The following is a 22,021-nucleotide window of genomic DNA, read 5'->3' as shown; positions in this document are numbered from 1 at the left end:
CGCGATGGCGTCATCCGCCGCACCGTCCGAAACCGAGTTGTCCCAATCGCGAGCAGGCTCACTCCTACACGGGATTTGCATTCATCCCGCCACCTCCATCCGCCGGGGCATTACCGTTGGGCCTATTGCCCCTGCGGTGCCGGTTCCGGTTCGTTGGTCACGCGCAGCAAACCCCATAACCCGGAGGTGTTGCCGTAGGCGGCGTAGTCGCGGAACAGGTAATCCCCCGGGATCGCATTGCTGCCGCCGGCGCTTGGGATCATGAAGCTGAAGTGCGCGGCCGGCAGGACGCTTTCGTGGGCGCCGATGTACATCGACATCGGGTTGTAGCCGAAGCGCACCGAGCCGACGCCCGGCGAGCCCATCGGATAACCACCGACATCGCTCTTCTCGGCCTGGAACGGGTTCACCGACCAGACATGCCCGTCGAGCTGGAACGTGGTGCCGCGACTGCCACCGCTCGGCATCAGAATGTGCGTACGCAACGGCTGCCCCGGTTTGGCGTAAAGCACCGGCGTCTGCGGGTCGCCACCCACCAGCGCATTGCTGTAAGCCATGTGCGCATTGGTCATGTCGCCATAACCCGCGCCATCGGCATGCCCGAACGGTGCATCCGGGGCAAGGCCGAAGCGGTACCACAGCGGCTCGGTCTTGTAGTTGATCGCCATGCTCGAGTTGTCCTGCGGATCGGTCGGCACGCCGAAGCCTTCAGCGGCAATTCCTTCCACCGGCCGGCCATTGGCCCAACGGGTGTTCAGCGCCTTGTGCCAGACCATCGCGAAGTCGCGATAGCTGGTCTGCCCCGGCGCGGTGACCGTGGCGTTGACCTTGCGCGCATCGTCGACCCAGGTCGCGCCGATCGGCAGAATGCTCATCGCCCCGCCAAGACCTTTTTGCGGCTGCTTGATCACGTCCGCCGGAGTGATGTTCAAACCGCCGAACTCGACCGCCGTGGCGTTGATGTTGTCGACGCTGCGGCCCAGTTGAGTCACCGGTTTGCCTTCGCGTTCCAGGTGCCCGGCGTAGTATTGATAGGTACGGGTCGGGTACGCGCCGCTGTTGCCGACGCGCGGTGGCACGGTCTGGATCGGGTTGGCGCCGACGTTGGCGCCGTCGGATTTGGTGATGTCATACGCCAGCAGTTGTGCGTGCAGGCCGACGTGGCTGGACGGCCGCATCAGGTTGTTGCTGAAGGTGGTCGAGCCCAGCCCGCTGTTGCGATCACGCTTGACCATGCCTTGCATCACAGCGGTCTGGGTCAGGTCCGGCATCACGCTCGGCAGACGGTTTTCCAGGGTGATGTTGAGGCAATCCCCCGCTGCGGCGCGCAGCACCAACGGTTCGACCGGGATGCCGGGTTTGAGCTTGCCGCTGAGCGGATCCAGATCGGATTTACGCACATAGAGGATCGCGGTCGGATCATGCAGCGGCCCGCTCTGCCCACCGATGGTGATGGTTTCGCCATCCTCCGGATCGGTCACGGTGACTTGTGGAATGCTCACCGTGCGCGAGTTCAGCACCAGGGTGCCGCCCGCCGGATTCAACGGCCCGCCGACATGCTGACCGAGCCCTTCGGGGTCGCCGATGGTCAGGCCCAGCGCATTGCCGAGAATGTCGTTGGCCAGCGCCGCAACCACTTCATAGTTGCGCTGCACCGTCGGCCGGGTGCCGATGCCATTGGGGTTGGCGCTGATCCGTGGGCAACTGCCCTCGAACGCCACAGTGTTGCGCATGCCCGCCGGATTCGGGTTGTTGGGGATGGCGAACAGGTCATTGCGTTTGGCGGTGTAGTTGCGCATCACGCCCCAGATACCGCTCCAGTAACCTTCAATCGAAGCGTCCATCGAGTACAGATAATCACCCGTGGTCGCCGCCGAACTGGAGAGCATCGACACCGGCGCAATAAAGCCCATCTGCTCGGAAATGCCGATCATCTGCGAAGCACGCCAGCCAGAGTTGGAGCTGTTGCCGAAACCGGAACCGCTCTGCAGCCATTTCACACCGTGCAGGGTGACGTTGTGCTCCTCTTCATGGCCGCCGGCGTGCACCCGCAACCGCACGTTGTCGCCGGTGTAGGTACGCAGCATCGGCGTGAACGGATCGCCAGGTTCAGCGCCGCCCTTGTTGATGTGCGGCGGGAACAGCGTGGTGCCGCCGGTTGGGCCGGTGGCCGCGGTGAGCAGATTCGGCGCCAGGTTCATCGCCGGGATCGCCCGGTCGGTGCGGCTTTGCATGGCGAACGAGAGATCGCCGCCGAGGCCGTCGGCCTGCATCCCGCGCTTGCCGTCCGGGCCGACCTTGTTCGGGTCGTACACGCGCAGGGCCAGCGGCTCGTTGCGATAGTTGACGACGAACATGCCCGGATCATCCACCGAAATCGCCTGCGGACAAGGCCGGCTCGGGCAGCCCGGCACCTGACCGCCCTGCACTTCCAGCACGCCTTCAAGCAGATTGCTGGCGTTGTTGCGCACTGGCGGATTGATCGCATAGCGGAAGCTGTCGGCGGTGGCCGGGAACGCTTGTGTATTTGGCACACCGTTGGGACCTGCGCCGACATAGACGCCGGCTTCATAGGCGTGCTGGAAGTCACTGTATTCGAGGAAGAACTCGCGGAAGCTGTCGTTCTTGCCGTCGCCATCGAGGTCGCCGGTATTGATCACCGCTTGCCACGAGGTCGGGCCGCCATCCTGCCGCGCGCCGCTGTACAACGGCTCGCCGGTTTCGGCGTGGAACCAGGTGGAACCGGCCGGCTCGGCCAACACGGTGGCATACAGACCGATCTGCTGGTGCGTCGATGGGCCTAAGTGGTCGTGGGTGAAGATGGTGCCGAGGCCACGATCGACGCCTTTGGCGTTGACCACCGGATCGACGAACCAGCGCTGCATCGCCGTGCGCGCACCGACCCAGTCGGCGCGGCCGTACTGGCCGAAGAACGGATGGTTCTTGGCTTTCGGGCAGGTCTGGGTGCCGTCACGCGGATCGGTGCCGGCGCATTGGTTGAACTCGCGGATCGCGTGAATGCGTTCCTGCACGGCGCCGGGTGAAAGCACGCCGTCCTCGTAGTTCCAGCCGTTGGAGGAGCCGTCCGCCGAGGTCAGGTCCCACTTCGGCAAGTGGATGTGCTGACCGATCACATCGGTCGGCGTGCGCACCTGATAGTCGTCCATCTCATAGGTGGCCGGCACCAGGTTGGTTTGCTGGTATTGCACGCAATCGAAAGTGTTCATGCGCATCACCAGCGGCTCTGGTGGACGCTGCTTGCTGATCACCGGCCAGGCGTCTTCCCACAGTGCCAGAATGCGCGCCTGCGGGAAGTGATAACCGACCTTGTTGTACACCGCATCGAACTGGATGTTGGCGGCTTTGTAGATCCGTGGGCGGTCGGCGGTGAAGCTCGAGGCGCCAACAAAGGACAGACCGTCGATGCGTTCACCACTATTGAATTCGCCACTGCCAGCGCTGCTGGTCAAGCGTTTTTGCCGGTCGTCCATGCACGGTTCGTAGTACGGCGCACCGGCCATCGGCAAGGCACCGTTGGTGCGGAACGCCTTGGCCACCACTTGATTGCCGGGCAGCAAGGCATAGCTTGGGTGATCTTTTTTCGCGTGGAAAGCCATCGCCGCTTGTTCTACTTCGGTGCCCTCTTCCGGCAGGTAAATCGGTTTGGCGCGAGTGACTTCCTTGGAGAAGTCCAGCGAAGTGGTCACGGTGTGCGCTTCGCCACCGGCCGCGACGCCATCCAGTGCGTGCCGCTGCAAGCCGCCATTCCAACCACCGGATTGCGCCGGATCAAGGTTGGCCCACAGCGCTTTGCCGCTGGCCTTGAGCGACTGCGCGGTGGCGGCGTCGAGCATGTCCAGCGGCGGCGTTGGCGGACGTTGGCCGACCGAGCTTTCCATGCCGCCGATCCAGAATGGATAGCCAGGGTTTTTCAGGCTGCCGTCGGCATTGCGGTTGGCTTCGCTGCGATCGACCAGCGCCAGCGAACCGATGGCTTGACCGCCGGCATTGCCGCCATGGTGATCACCGTCGTCATCGCCCTCTTCTTCCTCATCGTCGTCATTACCGGCGATCAGGGTTTCACCGATTTTCGGCACGACCACGACTTTGCCCGGCATCGGCGTCATGGCTTTGCCCGGCAGCGGCACAATCGCCGGAATCGGTGTGCCGGCGACGATCTCGCCGTCCGGCAAGGCGCGTGCCCCGGCGGCAGGTTTACCGCTGCGCAGGGCAAACGGTTCGCTGTGGTAACCGTCGGCGCCCTGCTGGGAAACGTCGAGCCGGGTGCCCTCTTCAAACACATCGTGCACCCGCCACATGGCCCACATGCCTTGGGCAAAGTGCGGATAGAAATGGCAGTGATAGATCGCATCGCCGGCCACACGGTTGCGGTTACCCGAACCGCCATTGGCGATTTCATAGGTGTAACCGGCACCCGGACCAATGCCCTGGGCGTCGACGTAATCGGAGTTGTCATCGTTGGGGTTGAACAGCCACTGATGGCCGTGCAAGTGGAAGATGTGCTGCTCATGGCCATTGTGGGTGTTGCGGAATTTGACGAAGTCACCGATGTAGCTGTGATTGACGTTCGACGGCTCCGACGGATACAGCGCCATGGTCGCTTTCACCCCGATCTGATCGGCGCGCGGTATCTGGCCGGGGGCGATGTTCTCAAGCCCCGCGTTGGCCGGCACATCGACCAGCATCGCCACATCGCCAACGGTGTGCGAACTGAGGAAGAATTCTTCGTAGGCGCAGGACAGACAATCGTGCATCGGCCCGACGCCCAGACGGTTGGCCACCACTTCGGCGCCCATGCCGCCCGAGCCGTAGTTGATCATGAACGAGTCGCGAGTCGGCTCCAGCACGTGGGCCATCACCGGGTCGGCCCAATAGGCCGGGAATGCTTGAGTGGCGGCGGTTTCGTCCTGAAATTGCGAGGCGAAATCGCGGAACGCTTCCAGTCGATTAGGGATCGCCGGGTTGCGTTTGCCGATCGATTCCAGCGGATAGGTGCTGGGCGGGAAGCTGCCATCGGCGTTGCTGCCCATGACAATCGCATCGCTTTCGCTGGAGATGATTTCGTTGCCGTCGACCATGCCGATTATCGGCGTACCGGCCTTGCCCTCACGCAACCACGGTTCGCGTTGCGGGTAGCGCGCCTGGTAATCAACGATCGGTTGGCCGGTGGGTGCGCGGCCGGTGGTGGCCAGGCGCATTTCTTCTTCAGTGAGGGTGTTGCGATAGCTGCGACCACCCTTGGGCAGGACGACGACCTGGCCGAACAAACCATTGGCGACGTTGCCGGCCGCGCCCTCGCCACCGAACGTTGCGCCACGGCTGCTGACGGCAAACGCGCCTTCGCGCTCGGCATACAGGGTGTAAGAACGGCTCGCGCCCGGCGGTACCAAGGTGTTGGCGTTACGTCCGGTGAACGAGGAAATGTCATCGATGCTGTTCACTGCTTGCAGGCCGTTGACCTGAAAACCAACGTGGCGGTCAGCGACTTGCTCATCGACTTTGAAGTCTTCGCCAGCGTTAGCGTTTTCGACGCCTTCCTCTTCTTCACCTTCATTCTCGAAGTGCTTGTTCGGGTTGGCCTGATAGTCGAGCAGGTTCTGCAGATTGATCGTCAGGCAATCCCCGGCGGCGACCCGCAGTACCAATGGCCGTGGCCGCTTGTCCGGCCGCAGCGAAACCTTGCCCGGCACTGCTGAACCGCCGTAGGCCAGCGACATATTGCGGTCATCAACGACGTCGCGGCGCAGGGCGAACATCATGCCGTTGATGTTCTGCGCGCCGAGGCGGTTGAACATCAGCGGTTGATCGAAGGCGACGACGTTGGCTACCAGGTTGCGCTCGCAACGCACGGCCGCGCTGGCCAGCTCGACGCTGAGCATCGAGGCCAGAATCACCAGCCAGTTCAACAGAGACGGAGCGTGATGAATGCCAACCATGATCAGTAACCTCGTAGTGGGTGCTCTTGGGAACACTTCTCGACAAATGCCTCGGAGCAATCCGCGTGCCACAAAAAAATTGCATTAGCGTTCAATCAGTTACCGCGACCACTTGAGAACCCGGGGGATATTCCCCACCGGTTTTCCCCACTTTCCGGGTCTGTCCGGTTTACCCCGAAAGTGGGGAAAACCTGTGTAGGGCTACAACGGTGAATCTGCCGCCAGCCCTTGCAGGCGGCGGTATTGGCGCAACACGTTGGGCACATAACGCTGGGTTTCGGCGAACGGCGGAATCACCCGGCCACGGCTGAGCACCGCGTCGGGCCCGGCGTTGTAAGCCGCCACGGCGAGGGCAATGTCGTTGTCGAACAAGGTCATCAGACGCTTGAGGTATCGAGCGCCGCCCTGGATGTTGGCCTTGGGGTCGTAGACGTCGGTCACACCGAGTTCACGCGCGGTGTCGGGCATCAATTGCATGAGCCCGCCCGCGCCTTTGGCTGAGGTCGCGCCGGGGTTGTAATGCGACTCGGCGTTGATCACCGCATGCAGCAGCGCTTCAGGCAATTGGTTGACTTTGGCCGCCGCCGAAACCAATTCCGCGTAGGGCTGGTTGGCGATCATCTGCGGCTGCTGATCGAGGCTGACCACAGCGGCTTCAGCCTCATGGATCACCCGTTCGTAAGTGCGGCCGGGCCGGTGAACGTTGGACAGCACGTAGCTGCCCTTGGCGTCCACGGAGATGAATACATCGGCCTGCGCGGCGCCGCTGAGCAGCACACAACCGAGCAATCCGCTGGCGAGAAATTTCATGTCGGGCCTCCCCGGATCGACCCCGATAAATTGGGGGAAATGCCCCAATGGCCGATCACGCTTGAGCCATACGCAAGCACTGTGCCGACTCGTGAGATGCACGTATTACAAGGCTTGCAGCCAATCATCAGCTTTTCGACGGGGCTGAGCATGGCAATTGCATAAGCCCTGTTGGCGACACGGCTGCCACTCACGGGAGGTCATCATGAAGCTGCAATTTCGTCCGCGTGGCCAACGCGGTTTTACCCTGCTCGAATTGCTTGTGGTGCTGGTGGTGCTCGGCCTGTTGGCCGGGATCGTCGCGCCGAAATACTTCGCTCAACTCGGTCGCTCGGAAGTCAAAGTGGCCAAGGCGCAGATCGAAGGGCTGAGCAAGGCGCTGGATTTGTATCGACTGGAAGTCGGCCACTACCCGTCCACCGAACAGGGCTTGCAGGCCTTGGTCACCGCACCGAGTGACGAGGCGAAATGGACCGGCCCGTACTTGCAGAAAAAGCTGCCGCAGGATCCGTGGGGGCGTAATTACGCTTACCGTTATCCCGGCGAAAACAGCGAGTACGACTTGCTGTCGATGGGCAAGGACGGCCAGCCCGGTGGCGAAGGCGAAAACGCCGAAGTGACCAACTGGCAGTAAGCGGAGCGCAGCCCATGCGATTTCATTTGAAGGCGGTCGGCAAGGCTGGCGTGGTGTCCTTGAGCGTGGAAGCGCCGGGCGACAGCGAAGCGCGGCGGATTGCCGAGGATCAGGGGTTGCGCGTAGTCAGCCTGCATGCGGAGAAACATTGGCGCTCACTGCGCTGGCGTCAGCGCGAGACGTTCAATCTGGTGTTGTTCAGCCAGGAACTGACCACGCTGCTCAACGCCGGCCTACCGTTGATCGATGCACTGGAAAGCCTCGCCGAAAAAGAATCCGCCCCCGCTGCCCGGAAAACCTTGAGTGAGCTGGTGCGCCTGCTGTACGAGGGCAAATCGTTTTCGCAGGCGCTGGGCCAGTTGTCGGCGGTGTTCCCGCCGTTGTACGTGGCGCTGGTACAGTCCAGCGAGAAGACCGGCGCGGTCGGCGATGCGCTGGGCCGCTACGTCAGCTATCGCCAGCGCATGGACGAGGTGCGGCAGAAGATCATCAGCGCCTCGATTTACCCGATGCTGTTGCTGATAGTCGGCGGTGGCGTGGTGCTGTTCTTGATGGGTTACGTGGTGCCGCGTTTCAGTCTGGTGTTTGAAGGTCTGGGCAATAACCTGCCGTGGCTGTCGCAGGTTTTGATGAGCAGCGGCATGTTTCTGCACGCGCATCAGGCAGAGTTTTTCGGCGCGCTGGTCGCGTTGGTGACCGCCCTCGCCGTGCTGCAAAAACAACCGGCGTTTCGCCGTGGGCTGGACCGGCTGGTGGAGAAATTGCCGGCGGTGCATCAACGGATTTTCATGTACGAGCTGGCGCGGTTTTATCGTTCGCTGGGGATTCTGCTGCAAGGCGGGATTCCGCTGGTGACCGCCATGGCCATGGTCCGTGGCTTGCTCACCGTGGCTTCGCGGACGCGACTGGATCAGGCCTGCGAGCGGGTGCGCGAGGGACAATCGTTGTCCACCGCGCTGGAACTCAATGAACTGGTGACGCCGGTGTCCCTGCGACTGCTGCGGGCGGGTGAGCAGTCCGGCAACCTCGGGCAGATGATGGAACGCAGCGCCGACTTCTACGACGAGGAAATCAGTCGCTGGCTGGAGTGGTTCGTGAAGTTGTTCGAGCCGCTGCTGATGACCTTCATCGGCCTGCTGATCGGGGTCATCGTGATCCTGATGTACATCCCGATTTTCGAACTGGCTTCAAGTATTCACTGACCCCGGGAACGGGTTGGATCTGTGTCACAACGCTCATCGACGTTCCCAACAAGACCACAAAGACGGAGAACGATATGCACATTAAAAAGCTCGTGCTCGCAATGGCCATCGGCGCAGTTCTGTCCGCGTCCACGGTATTGATTCCGGACAGCCTGTCCGGAGTGTCCAGTGCTCACGCCAAGGATGGGGGGAGTGGCGGCGGAGGTGGTAGCGGTGGCGGTGGCGGTAATGGCGGTGGTGGAAGCCACGGCGGCAACGGCGGAGGGAGCGGCGGAAACGGGGGTGGCGGCGGCAACGGCGGCGGCAGTGGTGGAAGCGGTGGCGGAGGCAATAGCGGCAGCGGTGGCGGCGGCAACAGTGGCCACAGCGGCAGCGACCATGGCTCGGGGCACTCCGGCAACAGCGCCTCCTCCGGCCGCAACGGCGCCCATGCCGAACCGGGTGATGACCATGGCGTCCATCGTGCCGGTGAAGTCGGCGATGATCACGGCGTCCACCGCGCCGGTGAAGTCGGCAATAACCGGGGCCTGCACGCAGCAGGTGAACCGGGCGACGATCGCGGTGTACATGTCGGCGGTGAGCCGGGCGATGACAAGCGCGCCAACTGATCAATCCTGAAAACACCGCAACCCTTTTGGGAGCTGGCTTGCCAGCTCCCAAAAGGGTTGCGGTGTTTACATATTCCGCAGACAACCATAATCCCAATGTAGGAGTGAGCCTGCTCGCGATAGCGGTCATTCAGACACTGAAGCTGTGACAGACGAAACGCTATCGCGAGCAGGCTCACTCCTACAATTTGATCTGCGTATAAATCAGAGGGCGACATTGCTCTGGTTCAGGCGTTCGCGCAGAAATTCGACCAGCGCCTGCACCGGCCTTGAGGCCTGCCGATGCTGCGGATACACCGCCGACAACGTCAGCGGCTCCGGGCGCAAATCATCCAGCACCGGCACCAGCCGGCCATCCTTCAGCGCCGCGCCGACTATGAACGTTGGCAGATAAGTAATCCCCATCCCCTGCACCGCCGCGTCCCGGAGCAACTCGCCGTTGTTCACGCGCATGCGCCCGGTGACATTCACCAACACCGGTTTGCCCTGCCCCGCATTGAATCGCCATTGCACCGAACGTCCATGCCCGTAAGGCAGGCAGTCATGGCTGTGGAGATCTTCAGGCTTGAGCGGCATGCCGCGTTCGGCCAGATAGGCCGGGCTGGCGCAATACACCCGTTCGATGGAAGCAATGCGCCGGGCAATCAGCGTCGAATCTTCCAGCACACCGATCCGCAGTGCCAGGTCGTAGCCCTCACCGAGCAAGTCCACCGGCCGATCACTCAGATCCACTTCCACCGTGACGTCGCGATAGCGCTGCAAAAACACCGGCAGCAGACAGCCCAGATGCGCGACGGCAAACGACAACGGCGCACTCAGACGAATCGTTCCGCGTGGCTCGGCGGTCTGCCCGGCGATACCCTGCTCGACCTGTTCGACTTCGCCCAGCAGGCGCAAGGCCGACTCGTAATAGCTCTGGCCTAGCGGGGTGACGTCGAGGCGCCGGGTCGAGCGATTCAACAACCGCACACCGAGGCGCTCCTCCAGCTGCATCAACCGACGGCTGACGAACTGCTTGGACAGCCCCAACTGATCAGCCGCCGACGTGAAGCTGCCGGAGTCCATGACCTGGCAAAAAATACGCATGTCTTCGAACGGGTTCATTGTCACTCTCTGGTAGACAGTTAAACGCTTTATAGCCGCTTTTTCACTTTTCAGCAGCCTATTAATCTGTGTTCACTGTTTGAAAACAACCCCTTACCGGTAGGAGCTGCCGCAGGCTGCGATCTCTTGATCTTGATCTGCGCTGACATCGGGTAAAGGCAAAAACAGGATCAAAAGATCGCAGCCTGCGGCAGCTCCTACCTCACACATTCGAAAATGGAATTGAACATGAACATTAAAAAGACCCTGACCGCTTCCCTGCTCGCACTCTCTATCGGTAACGCTTTCGCCGCCGAGACCTCCGGCGTCGAACACAACACCCAGGCCTTCCTCAATGCCCTCGCCGCCGGCGGTGGCAAACCCCTTGAGCAACTGAGCCCGAAAGACGCCCGTGCGGTGCTGACCGGTGCGCAGGCTTCGGTAAAGGTCGACCTGTCCGGTGTTGAAGTCAGCGACAAGGCAATCAAGGTCGACGGCCAGACGATCAACCTGAAAGTGGTGCGTCCGGCCAAGGTCAAAGGCGACTTGCCGGTGTTCATGTTCTTCCACGGTGGCGGCTGGGTGCTCGGTGATTATCCGACTCACCAACGCTTGATCCGTGACTTGGTGGTGGGTTCTGGCGCCGTCGCGGTCTACGTCGACTACACGCCATCGCCGGAAGCGCAGTACCCGACCGCGATCAACCAGGCCTACGCCGCGACGAAATGGGTGGCCGAGCACGGCAAGGACATCGGTGTCGACGGCAAGCGTCTGGCGGTGGCCGGCAACAGCGTCGGCGGCAACATGGCGGCGGTCGTGGCGTTGATGGCCAAGGAGCAGAAAACCCCGACACTGCGTTTCCAGCTGTTGATGTGGCCGGTGACCAATGCGCAGTTCGACGACGGCTCGTACCAGCAATTCGCCGAAGGCCATTTCCTCACCAAAGGCATGATGCAGTGGTTCTGGGACAACTACACCACCAACCCGGCCGAGCGTGCGCAGATCCATGCCTCGCCACTCAACGCCAGCAGCGAACAGCTCAAAGGCCTGCCTGCCGCACTGGTGCAAACCGCCGAATTCGACGTGTTGCGTGATGAAGGCGAAGGCTATGCGCGGCACCTGGATGCGGCCGGGGTGGCGGTGACTGCGGTGCGTTACAACGGGATGATTCATGATTTTGGTCTGCTCAATCCGTTGAGTCAGATTCCTGAAGTGAAGGCGGCGGTGCGTCAGGCGGCGGCTGAGCTGAAGACGCATTTGAACTGAGCCCAAGCCCTCGCCACAACCAAAATTGTGGCGAGGGGATTTATCCCCGTTGGGCTGCAAAGCGGCCCCCGCTTTTTCAGACTAAAGAGCGACGACTGCTTCGCAGCCGAACGGGGATAAATCCCCTCGCCACAAAAACCTCCTCCCCACCAGAAACTTCTTCAACACTGCTGCAGCTCCGGAGATTGTCATGTCCTTCCTCCTCACCCACCTGCTGTCCCTCAGTGCCGCCCTGCTGCTTCTCGACGCCGTGCTCTGGCACTTCACGCCTTTCACCCATCGTGCGCCAAGAGTGGCTGTGCGACTGGCGCTGTTTCTGGCCTTCACCGCGTTGGTGATCAACGCCGGCGTCAGCCCGCTGCAAGCACCGCTGTTCGCCGATGATCGCGTCGCGCAACTGGGTGCCACTGCGCTGGGGATTCTCTGGTGGCTGTACGCCGCGCGGGTGTTGACCGAGGTGATTGGCTTGGCGCTGATGCGCCGTATCGGTCACAGCGGTCGTTTGTTGCAGGACGTCATCGGTGCGCTGGTGTTTCTGGTGGCCATCGTTGCCGCCGCCGGTTACGTGCTGGAGTTGCCGGTGAAAGGCTTGCTCGCCACCTCCGGCGTGGTCGCGATCGTCGTCGGTCTGGCGCTGCAGAGCACCCTGGCCGACGTGTTTTCCGGGATCGTGCTCAACACCACCAAACCTTATCAGGTCGATGATCTGGTGATGATCGACGGCGTCGAAGGCAAAGTGTTCGACATCGACTGGCGCGCCACGCATCTGCTGACCAGCGCCGGGACCATGGCCGTGGTGCCGAACTCGGTGGCGGCGAAGGCGAAGATCGTCAACCTCAGCCGTCCGACCAACATGCACGGCGTGTCGATCAGCATTCAGGTACCCAATCACATTCGCCCACGTCGGGTGCTCGATGCTCTGGATCGTACGCTGCAAGGGAGCAGCTCGCTGTTGCTGACGCCGGCGCCAAAAGCCGTGCTGAAAGAGGCCGGTGAAACCATGTCCGAATACGTCGCCAGCGGTTTCATTGCCGAGCTTGGCAAGAAAAGCGAAGTGCGCAATCAGCTGTTCGACCTCGCCCACCGGCATCTGGAAGCGGCAGGTATTTCGCGGCATCCGGACGGCGTGATCGAACCGTCGACCCGCGCCCGTGCGTTGCTCGATGAAGTGAAAATCTTCCGTTCGCTGAGTAGCGACGAACGTGATCGCCTGGCCGAATCGATGGTCGCGCAGCAATACGCAGCGGGCCAGGTGGTGCTGGATCTGGACGAAGTGCCGGACAGTTTGTTCGTGATTGCCACGGGCGTGGTCAGTGCCACCGTGCCGGACGGTGACAGCAAGATCGAAGCCGGACGGATGGGACCGAGCGAAGTCATGGGCGAGCAGAGCATTCTCGCCGATACTCCATCGCAAGCCACGTTCACGGCGCTGACGTCGAGCATCATTTATCGTCTCGACAAAAACCTCACTCGCCAGTGCATGGAACAGCGCACTGAAATTGGCCGGGCGTTGAACAAGTTGCAGGCGGTGCGTCAGCAGAACAGTCGCCTCGCGTTGATGGCCAAACCGGTGGCGGTGAGGAAAGGTGGGTTTCTGGGTTGGTTGCAAAAGCGTTGAAGCGGCAAGATCAAGATCAAAAGCCTCCCCCTCACCCCAGCCCTCTCCCCCACGGGGGGCGAGGGGAAAGGGAGCCGATTTCCATGTATTTCAAGATCGGAGTTCGACTCGGTACTGCACGTCGGCGTACTTCGAAAGAACCCCTCGGTCAGTCCCCTCTCCCTCCGGGAGAGGGTTAGGCGGGCGGCGTTCCGATGAGGGGTTCTTCCAGCTGACACAAATTACTTGGCAGTAAACTTGGTATAGCTGTTAATCAGGTTGCGGTAGTTAGGCAGACGCTCCGACAACAAATGCGCCAAGCCTTCCATATCGTTGCGCCAGTCGCCCTGCAGCTCGCACGCCACCGAGAACCAGTTCAACAGGTGTGCACCCGCCGCCGACATCCGCGCCCACGCCGCTTGCTGCACGGTGGTGTTGAAAGTGCCGGAAGAGTCAGTCACGACAAACACTTCATAGCCTTCAGCAATTGCCGACAGGGTCGGGAACGCTACGCAAACGTCCGTCACCACACCGGCGATGATCAGTTGCTTGCGACCGGTGGCCTTGATCGCCTTGACGAAGTCTTCGTTGTCCCAGGCATTGATCTGGCCTGGACGCTGAATGAACGGCGCATCCGGGAACTGCTCACGCAATTCAGGCACGATCGGGCCGTTCGGGCCGGCGTCGAAACTGGTGGTCAGAATGGTCGGCAGCTTGAAGAACTTGGCGATGTCGCCCAGCGCCAGCACGTTGTTCTTGAATTCGTTCGGGGTGAAATCCTGTACCAGCGAAATCAGGCCGGTCTGGTGATCGACCAGCAGCACAACCGCATCATCTTTGTTCAGACGTGTGTAAGGAACGCTCATGGGAAAACTCCTGGATGGACGGATGGTTGAAACGTGCAGCGCCGACCGCATGGCCGGCGCTTTGGGGAAAATCAGAAGGCGAAGCAGGAGCAGCCGAACGCGCCCCAGAAACCGGCAAAGTCACTGACCGGCGCGTTCGACATCCGCGCTTTTTCATGGCTGTGGGTGTGCACCGCGCACGGCCCGCTGCATTGGTGAACCTGCGCCTGCAATGGCGAATTCGGCCGCCAGTGGCCCGGGACTTTCACCACCGGTGACCAGTCCGGCAGCACTGGAATCGAGCGCGGACCGAGGTCTTCAAAGTCGCCGGCGGCGTAGACGATCTTGCCGCCAACCACGGTCAGTACCGACTCGATCCACTTGATCGCTTCTTCTTCGACATGAAAGAAGTCCGCGCTCAACGCCGCCAGATCCGCCAGTTGCCCGACCTTGATCTGGCCCTTTTTGCCCTGCTCCGATGAGAACCAGGCACTGCCGTGGGTGAACAGTTCCAGCGCGGTGGTGCGTGGCAAACCTTCTTCGTACAAGGCCAGACCACCGACGGTGCGACCGCTGACCATCCAGTACAGCGAAGTCCACGGGTTGTAGCTGGAAACGCGGGTGGCATCGGTGCCGGCACCGACCGGTACACCTTCGGCGAGCATGCGTTTGATCGGCGGGGTCGCCTCGGCGGCTTGTTTGCCGTAGCGGTCGACGAAGTACTCGCCCTGGAACGCCATGCGATCCTGGATCGCGATGCCGCCGCCCAGCGCTTTGACCCGTTCGATGTTTTGCGGGGTGATGGTTTCGGCGTGGTCGAAGAACCATGGCAAGCCGTTGAACGGAATGTCACGGTTGACCTTCTCGAACACGTCGAGCATGCGGCTGATCGATTCGTTGTAAGTCGCGTGCAAACGGAACGGCCAGCGCTGTTCAACCAGGTGACGCACCACTGGTTCCAGCTCTTGCTCCATGGTTTGCGGCAGGTCCGGACGCGGCTCGAGGAAATCTTCGAAGTCCGCCGCCGAGAACACCAGCATTTCCCCGGCGCCGTTGTGGCGCAGGTAGTCGTCGCCCTGATGCAACTTGACGCTGCCGGTCCAGTTCTGGAAGTCGCTCAGCTCTTCTTTCGGCTTCTGGGTGAACAGGTTGTAGGCGATACGCACGGTCAACTGGTCGTCCTTGGCCAGTTGCTCGATGACCTGATAATCGTCCGGGTAATTCTGGAAACCGCCGCCGGCATCAATCGCACTGGTCAGGCCGAGACGATTGAGTTCGCGCATGAACTGACGGGTCGAGTTGACCTGATATTCCAGCGGCAGCTTCGGCCCCTTGGCCAGCGTCGAGTAGAGAATCATCGCGTTCGGTCGCGCAACGAGCATGCCGGTCGGATTGCCGTTGCTGTCGCGGACGATCTCGCCACCCGGCGGGTTCGGCGTGTCGCGGGTGTAGCCGGCCACGCGCAATGCGGCGCGGTTGAGCAGCGCGCGGTCATACAAATGCAGGATGAACACCGGGGTGTCCGGCGCGGCCTGGTTGATTTCTTCCAGCGTCGGCATGCGTTTTTCGGCGAACTGGAATTCGTTCCAGCCACCGACCACACGCACCCATTGCGGGGTCGGCGTGCGGTCAGCCTGATCCTTGAGCATGCGCAACGCATCGGCCAGCGACGGCACGCCTTCCCAACGCAGTTCGAGGTTGTAGTTCAAACCGCCACGGATCAGGTGCAAGTGCGAGTCGTTGAGGCCGGGAATGACGCAGCGGCCATGCATATCGACCACTTGCGTGTTCGGCCCGCGCAGGGCCATGGCCTGATTGTCGTTGCCGACGACGACGAAGCGGCCGTCGGTGATTGCCACCGCACTCGCCAGTGGTTTGGTGCGGTCGACGGTATGAAATTGGCCATTGAACAGAATCAGATCGGCGCTCATCGCAGTTCCTCAAGCAAAGTAAAAAGGAGCAAACCCCGCGCGCTCAGCGTGGCGAGGTTTCTTGGGAATCGAGGTGTTCATGGGCCTGACCGGCTTCAAGCCAGGGTGCGAACAATCGCGTTACGCGAGGCATGAACACGTACACCACCGACACAACGATGGTCAGGGTGATCAAGAACGTCGCGACCACGTAGTTGGAAAGCAATGGGTGCAGCTTGAGCAGCGGCCCCCAGATCAGCGGCACCAGCAAGGTGTGCGGCAGAATCACCAGCAACGTGATCACCGCTTGTTTCCAGCGTGGCGGTGGCGAGGCGGCTTCGGCCAGCGGCGAGAACCAGAATTCGTTGACCGGCGCGATTTCGGTCTGGTCGCCATCCGCCAGCATTGGCGCAGCTTCGTCGACCAACGCCTGCCGCTCGGATGACTCCAGCCATTGCTGCATCGCTTCGGTCGAACAGAAACGCAGCACGCAGGTATAGAAATCGAGACCGGCACGTTTGCCGCGTACCACGTCCACGCCCAGATGCCCTTCCCGCAGCCCCGCCACCCGCACGATATTGCGCAGCCAGGCTTCATACGCCGACTCGAAACCGGCCTTGACCCGGTGCTTGACGATCAGCGTGACCGTCTCATCGGCCCCCGGCGCTTGTGGATTGAGGACTTCAGGCATAACGCAGCGCTCCGGGCAAACGAACAGGAATCACCAGCCGTCCCGGCCCGGCGATCAATACAGTGGCAAACAGGATCAACAGCAACCAGCCGAACTGCCCCTCGGCCACACTCCATTGCGGATGCACGACCAACAGCGCCACCAGCAGCACAAAGAGAATAGGCACGCAGGCCAATCGCGCCAGTAATCCGGCGACGATCAGTAACGGACAGACGACTTCGGCGAAGATCGCCAGGATCAACGTGAGGTGGGCACCGAGGTGGAACGGGTCTTCGATCAGTTGCAGCTGCGCGCTGAAATCCAGCAGCTTGGGCAAGCCGTGCACCCATAACAGGAACAGCCCGCCGCTGACCCGCAGGAACAGCAGACCGAGGTCGCGCGCCCGTTCATCCTGTTGCGAAGTGTTCATGACCTCACGCCCTTGAATTATTATCGAACGTAATAATGCCGAGGCCGGGAGGGGAAAACTTGAACGTACGTGCTCTCTTCAAAGTGAAAGCCATGACCCGCTGCGGGCACTGCCGAAAGCTTCGGCAGTGCCTGCAACGTAAACAATCTGTTGGCTAACCGAGGTGATAGGAAAGCTGCCGGAGCAGTTGATTCTGAACCCCATCACTATTGCCACCGCCGCCCGCCAGTCCGGCGGTCACCACTCGGCGGTCAGCCGTCAGAAAGGCAAATGCCTGGGCGTTACCGATTATTGCCCTGACGCCGGTCAATTGACTGGCGACTGAACGGACATCGCCCCCCCAGAGCGGATTGCCGAACGCATCGGCTGTGCCGTCGGCATACAGCACCGCATAGGCGCCATTGGTACTGGCGATTTGCACAATGTCGTCACGCCGCGCCACTGCATCGGGAACCCTGCCGCCCTGGTCCTGATCGCCCCACGTATCGATCCTGTTAGTGTCCAGGCGTACTGCAAAACCATAACCGCCGCCAATGATCTCGATAACGTTGGTGTAGGCGGAAATGCGTGACGGCACCAAGCCACCGGCGGCCGGATTGCCCCACGCAGCGACTCGCCCGCTGGACAGCCGCACCGCAAACGACGAACCGGAACTGGTCACGTCTACAATGTTGCTGAGTCGGGCGATGTCGGCGGGCACATCCCCTCCAGAGCGGCCTTCCCCCAACCCACTACAGTGCCATTGGCTCTGAGCGCCACACACGCGTTGTGGTTACAGGTGACGGCGACAATATCGCGCAGCGCGGCGATCTCTGCCGGCAAGGCAGCGCCAAAACGGGCATCGCCCCAAGCGACAATTTGCCCATTGGCCAATAGCGCCACAAAAGCGGAGACCGTGGCAAAAACACTGACGACATTGCGCAGGCCAGCGATGGCCGCTGGTACTGCCCCGCCAAAGCGGGCGTCCCCCCATGCCTGCACCTGACCGTTGGCGCGAATGACCGCAAAGCCATAGCCGCCAGGGGTGACTTTGATGACGTCGGTCAAGCGCGAAACTTCGGCGGACACCACACCACCGAAACCGGCGTCGCCCCAGCCGACGACAGAACCATTAGCGCGCAATGCCGCAATAGCCCGTGCACCACCGAACACCTCAGTGATATCGCGCAGCGCAGCAATGGCTGGCGGCAGAATCCCCCCGTAGCCGCGATCGCCCCATGCCACCAGACTGGCGGAATCCCGCAGGGCGACAAGCACCGCATGTCCTTCGCGAGGCGTAGCGGGATCACCCCACCCGTTGCCGAAGATATTGGAGCGTTGCAACACCACCTGATATCCAGCGCTGCCAACCCGAAGCAAACGCTGGGGTTGTAAATCATCGAAGCGCTGACCGCGAAACTGCTGGCTATCGCCTTCGTACTGCCAGACTGTTTCCAGCGGCTGGAGGCTGACCGGATCAAGCGCCGAGAGAAACCGCGAACTGCCTTTATTCGACCAATACCTGACCGTGGTCCCGCGCGAGCCAATGACCAGAGGCACAACGAGACTCGGCGCTTCACTGATGAAAACCGACAACGATGGCGATTCGAATATCCGGCCATTGCGCAGTAACAAGAAATGAAGCTTGACCGATTTACCCCTGTTCGCTGCGACAAAGGCCAGACCCAGAGGAAAGTTCGCCCGGCTGTTGGCGTTCAGTGACTTCGCCTCAAACACTGGCGATCCTGCGCCCGGAGCGCCTTCGACAATCAGCCGAACCGTATCGCCCGGCTGAAACCCAAGAACTTCAACCTGGCCGTTCGCCCCTTGAAGGTTGGCCGGATCCGTTGGATCGAACACGCCGTCAACTGACTTCTGCAATCGCGGCGGTTGCAGCTCCGGCAAGCCTTCGCCCACCACCCGCGCCGTAGCGGTGCTGGAAATGCCAATCAGCACACCGTTGCGCCATACCTCATAACTGGCACTTACCGCATCACCGGAAATCACTTTTTCATTGGCCACTGGCAAGATGACGGGCTTGAGCTGGCCGAAATCGTCGGCTTCGATCTTGCCCTCGACCACCACGTTCGGCTGACCTGCAACCTCGGAAAGAAAAGTCGCCCGAATGATGTCGCCTGAGCGCAGACGATTATCGGTGGTGAATACAATCAACAGCAGCGGGTTTTTACCGAGTTTTTCCAGGTCGACAATTTCCGAGACATCGCCGCTGTCCGTCTGGTTCTCCCGAAAGATCAGGGGCGCGAACCGGGTGCCATCCAGATTCTCGTCGACGATCTGCGAAGCCGACCAGAGTGCGTCGGGATCCACGGTGTTGCCAAGTTGATCGGTGACGGTAAAAACGAACTCCAATGTCTGGTCCGCCCGCTTGGCGCTGTCGAGAAAGGCCCGGGTCACGAGGAAACAAACGGTGATGGGAACGGCCGATCCCGGATTGGGTGGCGGTGGCGCCTCAGTCGGCTTGACGGTGTAGTGCAGAAGGCTGGCGTTGCACTTCAAGGTGATCACGTCGTGAGCCCGGCAATACGGATAACTGACGCAAACCTGAGCACTGGAAAAGTCCGCGCCAACGCCTTTGAGAATTTCATCGGGTAACAACAAGTTCAGTTCGCTATGGCCTTCGACCGTAGGCTGTTTGTCTTTGAGTCCTGGACGAATCTTGTTGTACAGCGCAGTCAGATCCAGCGATCTGGCGATGTTCTGACTACCGCGCACGATATTGAAGAACAGCTGATTGACCAGGTCGAAAGACAGCCGTCCATTCGGAATGCGCAGAAAAATCACCGCATTGACATCATAGATGATTTGACTGTCCAGCAATGCCGACTCCCCCACGCGAAACAGTTGAATGACGTCGCCTGGAGTTACCGTACCACTTGCAATCGGGTCAACGCGGACCGTTGCCCCGAGCCCGTCGGCGACCTGATCGGATATTTTCAACGATATGCCAACGTCTGCGCCCACCACCGAGTGGACTGCCTGAGGAATGTCGGGTGGATAAATTACCAATACGCCGGCGTCATTGGATCGCGAAGTACTCATGTGCCTGGTTCCTGTGCAGTGAGGTGTGGACAGGTCCTAGCAGAACGCGATTCAGTGCATTGCGCACCTGACAGTTCTGACAGTTGTGTGCCTACTCAAGACGAACGGTATCGTCTGGAAAGACAAATCTCCCCGGCTCATCACACAGTAGAACGGACAGGTTTCGAATTGGCTAAGGCACAGCACGAATCGTGTACTCACGCGTTTGAAAGATCGCTGCCGTATCGAGGTTCGCAACCTGATCCAGATTGACCCTGAAGCGAATGACCAGCTTGCTGCCATCCCTCAGCAGCCGCAGATAATTAGCCGATATCAGCGAACTGTAGCTGCCATTGGTAGCCCAGGCTCGATGCACCATGTTCGTCGTCCCCGCCCACATCCGCAGGTTGTGCGTCCCGGTGTCTTTCTGTCCTTCCAGATCAAGCCAGATACGTTGACTCACAGAAATGTGCGGCCAGGCACCAAACAACAGATTTGCGCCGGATTGAACGTCTTTCAGATCGAGAATATCGGTGCCGTTGGCCTGAGTGATCAGTGGCGCCGTGAGTCGATCACGGGCAATCGGCAAGACGTTGAGGCGTAGAGGTTGCGAAGTCACCGGGGCAGAAGCGCCTCGGGTATAGGTGAAGGTCACCTCCATTATTTTTCCGATGCTGAATGCCACCAGCGACACCGGCAAATTGATCTTCAAAGGTGTTGTAGTGCCCGCCGCAATCGGCGTGGAGGTATGTGAACCCGCAGCAGGGGTACCGTCAGCGGCCTTCACCGTGACAGAAACCATATCGGTGGGTTGCTGGTCGTAATCCAGCACTGCGGTCAGGGAAGCGGTGGCATTCAGCGGGTCGAGATTGACGCTATCGGCAGACTCCTGAATGGACAGCTCACCACGTTGAACCTGCTTGACGGTGATCGTCCATAGGTCGGAGATCTCTCCATCGCCATACAATGCCTGTGCCTTTAACGGGTGCGGACCGACACTCAGAGGAGACAAGGGAAGCTGCCAAATACCGGAATCGGCGCGAACCATGCCCTTGGAGTCACTCCTGTCAAAAACCTCCACTTGTTCGCCGGCCGTCGCGCTGCCGCTGATTGTTATCCCGGTATCGGTCGTCTCGCCACCATTGGCAATGTCTTGGCCGGCGGCATCTTTAACCGAGAGGATGGCGGGTTTTCCCGGAGTGGGAGACGCACGGGTTCTGACAATGTAGTGGCGCGGTGCGAAGCGGATTGCATCAGCCTCGACCTGACTACCATCGAACGAAACACTGAACTCGACAGTCAGCACACTGCCATCCTTGAGTCCCTTAAGCGGATCAGCGGGGAAGTTTTGCCTGAAAAAGCCAAAGCGGAAGAAGTCCTGGCCGACCAGGTTGTCGGGAGCAAACCAGTAACGTTGTTCAAATACGCTGCCGTTGGCGTTGGTGCCTTTGAGCCAGGCCCAGAAAAAAAGATCTCGCCTGATCAGCAGCCACGCATTGATTCTCAACGCAAACAGGCTCAGGTCGTGCACAAACAGCAGCTGTCCCTCACCGGCGTGTTCTGCCTGCTCGATAAACGGCCTGGGCAGATCACTCTGTGCCAACGGCAACACGTACAGAATCAGCGGTTGAGACGTGACTGGCGCGGCGTTGCCGCGAATGATGTCGTAGGTCAGCGTGACCGTCCTGCCTTGGTTGATAGACACCAACGAAAACGAAAAACTTTGCTCTACCGGGCGTCTGTCGCCCACTTCCGAAAAGCCCGAGGTGTATGAGCCCTCGGCGGGAGTACCCGGTGCGCCCTGCCATTTGACACTGATTCTGTCGGTGGACTCGAGGACAGCTTCCACGACGATCGTCAGCGAATACCTGGCATGCGCCGGATTCAAGAGGGCGGGAGCCGAGCTCTCCCGAACGAAAGGTGGTGGCAAGTCGTCAGTGGTGATCGTGGCCAATGGACGGTTCATCATTCACTCCTTGCATGATTGATAT

At 60.8% G+C, this 22,021-nt stretch carries 15 protein-coding genes; 5 read left to right on the top strand and 10 right to left on the bottom strand.

Annotated features, from left to right (window positions below; genetic code table 11):
- Nucleotides 1–122: 122 nt before the first annotated feature.
- Nucleotides 123–5,957, bottom strand: a complete 5,835-nt coding sequence (mnxG, locus tag QOL84_RS01815) for a manganese-oxidizing multicopper oxidase MnxG (RefSeq protein ID WP_283435941.1) — start codon at nucleotides 5,955–5,957, stop codon at nucleotides 123–125.
- Nucleotides 5,958–6,158: 201 nt separating this feature from the next.
- On the bottom strand, nucleotides 6,159–6,767 hold the full coding sequence (locus QOL84_RS01810; RefSeq protein ID WP_129394589.1) for a lytic transglycosylase domain-containing protein: 609 nt from the start codon (nucleotides 6,765–6,767) through the stop codon (nucleotides 6,159–6,161).
- A gap of 205 nt (nucleotides 6,768–6,972) precedes the next feature.
- Between QOL84_RS01810 and gspG the strand changes: the two genes are divergently transcribed.
- The 3 genes from gspG to QOL84_RS01795 all read left to right on the top strand — a co-directional run bounded on the left by gspG (nucleotide 6,973) and on the right by QOL84_RS01795 (nucleotide 9,211).
- Nucleotides 6,973–7,401 (top strand): type II secretion system major pseudopilin GspG, encoded by a 429-nt coding sequence (gene gspG, locus QOL84_RS01805; protein ID WP_129394590.1) that lies wholly within the window; start codon nucleotides 6,973–6,975, stop codon nucleotides 7,399–7,401.
- A gap of 14 nt (nucleotides 7,402–7,415) precedes the next feature.
- Nucleotides 7,416–8,603, top strand: a complete 1,188-nt coding sequence (locus tag QOL84_RS01800; protein ID WP_283435940.1) for a type II secretion system F family protein — start codon at nucleotides 7,416–7,418, stop codon at nucleotides 8,601–8,603.
- A 74-nt stretch (nucleotides 8,604–8,677) separates the two neighbouring features.
- Nucleotides 8,678–9,211, top strand: a complete 534-nt coding sequence (locus QOL84_RS01795) for a hypothetical protein (RefSeq protein ID WP_283435939.1) — start codon at nucleotides 8,678–8,680, stop codon at nucleotides 9,209–9,211.
- 204 nt (nucleotides 9,212–9,415) lie between these two features.
- On the opposite strand, the gene QOL84_RS01790 is transcribed toward QOL84_RS01795, so the two are convergent.
- The gene (locus QOL84_RS01790; protein WP_283435938.1) at nucleotides 9,416–10,315 is read right to left on the bottom strand and encodes a LysR family transcriptional regulator; all 900 of its coding nucleotides are present in this window, start codon (nucleotides 10,313–10,315) and stop codon (nucleotides 9,416–9,418) included.
- Between the two features lie 228 nt (nucleotides 10,316–10,543).
- Between QOL84_RS01790 and QOL84_RS01785 the strand changes: the two genes are divergently transcribed.
- Both QOL84_RS01785 and QOL84_RS01780 read left to right on the top strand, forming a co-directional pair.
- Nucleotides 10,544–11,560, top strand: a complete 1,017-nt coding sequence (locus QOL84_RS01785) for an alpha/beta hydrolase (protein ID WP_283435937.1) — start codon at nucleotides 10,544–10,546, stop codon at nucleotides 11,558–11,560.
- 190 nt (nucleotides 11,561–11,750) lie between these two features.
- The gene (locus tag QOL84_RS01780; protein ID WP_129394594.1) at nucleotides 11,751–13,178 is read left to right on the top strand and encodes a mechanosensitive ion channel family protein; all 1,428 of its coding nucleotides are present in this window, start codon (nucleotides 11,751–11,753) and stop codon (nucleotides 13,176–13,178) included.
- Between the two features lie 221 nt (nucleotides 13,179–13,399).
- Here QOL84_RS01780 and ycaC read toward each other — a convergent pair whose 3' ends face one another.
- The 7 genes from ycaC to QOL84_RS01745 all read right to left on the bottom strand — a co-directional run bounded on the left by ycaC (nucleotide 13,400) and on the right by QOL84_RS01745 (nucleotide 21,996).
- Nucleotides 13,400–14,023 (bottom strand): isochorismate family cysteine hydrolase YcaC, encoded by a 624-nt coding sequence (gene ycaC, locus QOL84_RS01775; RefSeq protein WP_007913541.1) that lies wholly within the window; start codon nucleotides 14,021–14,023, stop codon nucleotides 13,400–13,402.
- 71 nt (nucleotides 14,024–14,094) lie between these two features.
- Nucleotides 14,095–15,933, bottom strand: a complete 1,839-nt coding sequence (locus tag QOL84_RS01770; RefSeq protein WP_283435936.1) for an amidohydrolase — start codon at nucleotides 15,931–15,933, stop codon at nucleotides 14,095–14,097.
- A 43-nt stretch (nucleotides 15,934–15,976) separates the two neighbouring features.
- Nucleotides 15,977–16,603: an antibiotic biosynthesis monooxygenase gene (locus tag QOL84_RS01765; RefSeq protein WP_283435935.1), complete on the bottom strand. Its 627-nt coding sequence runs from the start codon at nucleotides 16,601–16,603 to the stop codon at nucleotides 15,977–15,979.
- Nucleotides 16,596–17,012: a DoxX family protein gene (locus QOL84_RS01760; RefSeq protein ID WP_283435934.1), complete on the bottom strand. Its 417-nt coding sequence runs from the start codon at nucleotides 17,010–17,012 to the stop codon at nucleotides 16,596–16,598. Before QOL84_RS01760 ends, QOL84_RS01765 begins: the two co-directional genes overlap by 8 nt.
- 154 nt (nucleotides 17,013–17,166) lie before the next feature.
- Nucleotides 17,167–17,673, bottom strand: a complete 507-nt coding sequence (locus QOL84_RS01755) for an RCC1 domain-containing protein (RefSeq protein ID WP_283435933.1) — start codon at nucleotides 17,671–17,673, stop codon at nucleotides 17,167–17,169.
- 2 nt (nucleotides 17,674–17,675) lie between these two features.
- Nucleotides 17,676–20,051, bottom strand: a complete 2,376-nt coding sequence (locus QOL84_RS01750) for an RCC1 domain-containing protein (protein WP_283435932.1) — start codon at nucleotides 20,049–20,051, stop codon at nucleotides 17,676–17,678.
- Nucleotides 20,052–20,223: 172 nt separating this feature from the next.
- On the bottom strand, nucleotides 20,224–21,996 hold the full coding sequence (locus tag QOL84_RS01745; protein ID WP_283435931.1) for a hypothetical protein: 1,773 nt from the start codon (nucleotides 21,994–21,996) through the stop codon (nucleotides 20,224–20,226).
- Between the last annotated feature and the right edge of the window lie 25 nt (nucleotides 21,997–22,021).

The organism is Pseudomonas helmanticensis (genome assembly GCF_900182985.1).
GTDB classification, from domain to species: domain Bacteria; phylum Pseudomonadota; class Gammaproteobacteria; order Pseudomonadales; family Pseudomonadaceae; genus Aquipseudomonas; species Aquipseudomonas helmanticensis.
Note: the sequence above shows the minus strand (reverse complement) of the source record. Positions and strands in the feature narration are given on the sequence as shown.